Here is a 1,895-nt window from a genome sequence, read left to right on the forward strand (position 1 = left end):
AACCGGCTCCAACGCTGCGCAAGATGAAAGCTTCGCGTTTCCGCCGGTTGCTCACACCGCGCCATTTGGCGTATTCAAAGCCGCCGAGGCTCTAACCGCCGCTGGATGAAAGTTCAGTGGCAGGTCAAAAGCTGCTGACCAACCCACGCTGTATTATCTGATCATCCTTATAGCGCTATGCGCTGGCCTGTCCTGGACATGCCGCTGTCTGGAAGCCGCACTCAATCGCTTTCGCTCGATATCACGACGCTGAGCTGCGACGCTGGTGTTTTCGGTATACGAAAAATGAGTGGAGGCGATGTAAATGTTGACCTCAACCGCAGACGATGGGTTGGGGCGATGTTGCGCTCCGCTGAACAAATAGGCTTATTCGATCAATGGCAGGGATCGTTAGACTCGACGACAACAACACTGTTCACACCTCCAACTTGGGTCTGTCAGGAGCTTTGGAGCAATTTGGGTTGGCAATTTCAGACGTCGATCCGCGTTTAGCCCGTTGGCAATTTGATAAGTCGCAAAGACCGGGTATTTTCATGATCGAGGCCTAAGTGATGGTGGTCGCGCTGCGTTTTGGCCAGGCGTAGATCGCGCGAACGAGAAATTCCCTGAGATGGACCCGGACACTGGCTATGCGGTCTATGTGATCCGCTTGTTCCACGAAATGCGCGACATTCAAGGAGAGGGTGGCGACAAGCAGGTTAGGCCAATCGATCTCGACGAAATCTGGTTTGATGACGATACGAGCACAACCTGAACGGCCGCGGCGATGCAGGCCGTATGATCTCAGCCAGCCGTTTTCTTGCCGACTGTCATCAGTGAACGACTGTTAAAGCAGCGATCCCCGCCTCGTCGGCCGCACCAAAAGCGCTTCCCGGAATTGTTCTGGAGCAATGTGTCCGCTCATTGCGTCGATGCAGGCTTTTACAACCGCGACATATTCCTAACCGTCATCGGATGGCCAATCTTTGATCAGGATGTGAACTGCATCGCCAAGCGTGCGTACGATCTTGGGCGTTGCCGGACCGCGCAGAGTTAGCCCGTCCGGCGGGAATGCCGACAACGTTTTCCAGCACATGCTTCTCGACCTGGGGGGCCAGTCACTCTTGAGCAACGACGCCGATCACTTGCCCAGCAGACCGGACCCTTTCGTAATTTGGCATTTACCAGTCTTGCAACCGGAGGCAGCCCCATCTTGGAAGAAATGGTTGTTTTGCATACAGTCAAATTGCTAACAAGGGTTGCGTTGGGTGCTCTTCATTACGATTGGCTTTCTGCTAGCTCATATTGCGCTGGTCGCAGGGGCTTTATTCCTTCGCGATGGCGAGCATCTATGGGTGCATGGTCTGATGTTCGGCTGGTATTGTTTTGCCATGCTCGCCTTCATCGCCGCCATTTGGGTTCATTATATAAAAACGACCCGGTCCATGGGATCGTCCCGCCAAATTCCGGGCCAGTCGGTGCGACGCCCGTGCCCTTTGAAGCGAAACATCTCAAAGCCAATACCACCAGTTCTCGTGCGCCTCAGTGTGCTGAAAAACCTTTCGGTAACAGGCAGCTAATGAAACGTCGGTCGCTCTTGGCATCACTTTGCGCCCTGTCTCTTGCGTCTTGCCAGGGCGAGAGTGCGGCTGTTCGTTTTAAGGTTATTGCGTCGGCTACGGTGGACGGGCGACCGATTGAGAGTTCCTCGGTGATGGAAATCTCCTATTCCAAGGTTACGCACAGCCTTATTGGAAATGGTGGCGCTACGCGCCCATATGGTGAAGCGAGATCATGTCCCAGGACGTGGTGTAGCTTAGACGACCACGGCTCATCCCAGAGGGCCGGATGAGTGTCAGCTTGCTGCTGGCAGGCTGATGAGGGGATCATCGCTCATTGTGGCGATTGTCTCAAGT

The 1,895-nt window shown here is 54.4% G+C and carries 1 protein-coding gene and 1 pseudogene; one reads left to right on the forward strand and one right to left on the reverse strand.

What is annotated here, in order from left to right; translation table 11 throughout:
- Positions 1 to 610 precede the first annotated feature (610 nt).
- Complete coding sequence (locus tag EFD55_RS33425) at positions 611 to 754, forward strand: hypothetical protein (protein ID WP_165504877.1); 144 nt, start codon at positions 611 to 613, stop codon at positions 752 to 754.
- A 58-nt stretch (positions 755 to 812) separates the two neighbouring features.
- On the opposite strand, the pseudogene EFD55_RS34070 reads toward EFD55_RS33425, so the two are convergent.
- Positions 813 to 1,075, reverse strand: a pseudogene (locus EFD55_RS34070) (DUF982 domain-containing protein).
- Positions 1,076 to 1,895 lie beyond the last annotated feature (820 nt).

It is taken from the genome of Rhizobium pisi, from assembly GCF_003938655.1.
Taxonomy (GTDB): domain Bacteria; phylum Pseudomonadota; class Alphaproteobacteria; order Rhizobiales; family Rhizobiaceae; genus Rhizobium; species Rhizobium pisi.

Coding starts and splice junctions, on each gene's coding strand:
- EFD55_RS33425 (WP_165504877.1), top strand. CDS start 611: ATGGACCCGGACACTGGCTATGCGGTCTATGTGATCCGCTTGTTCCAC.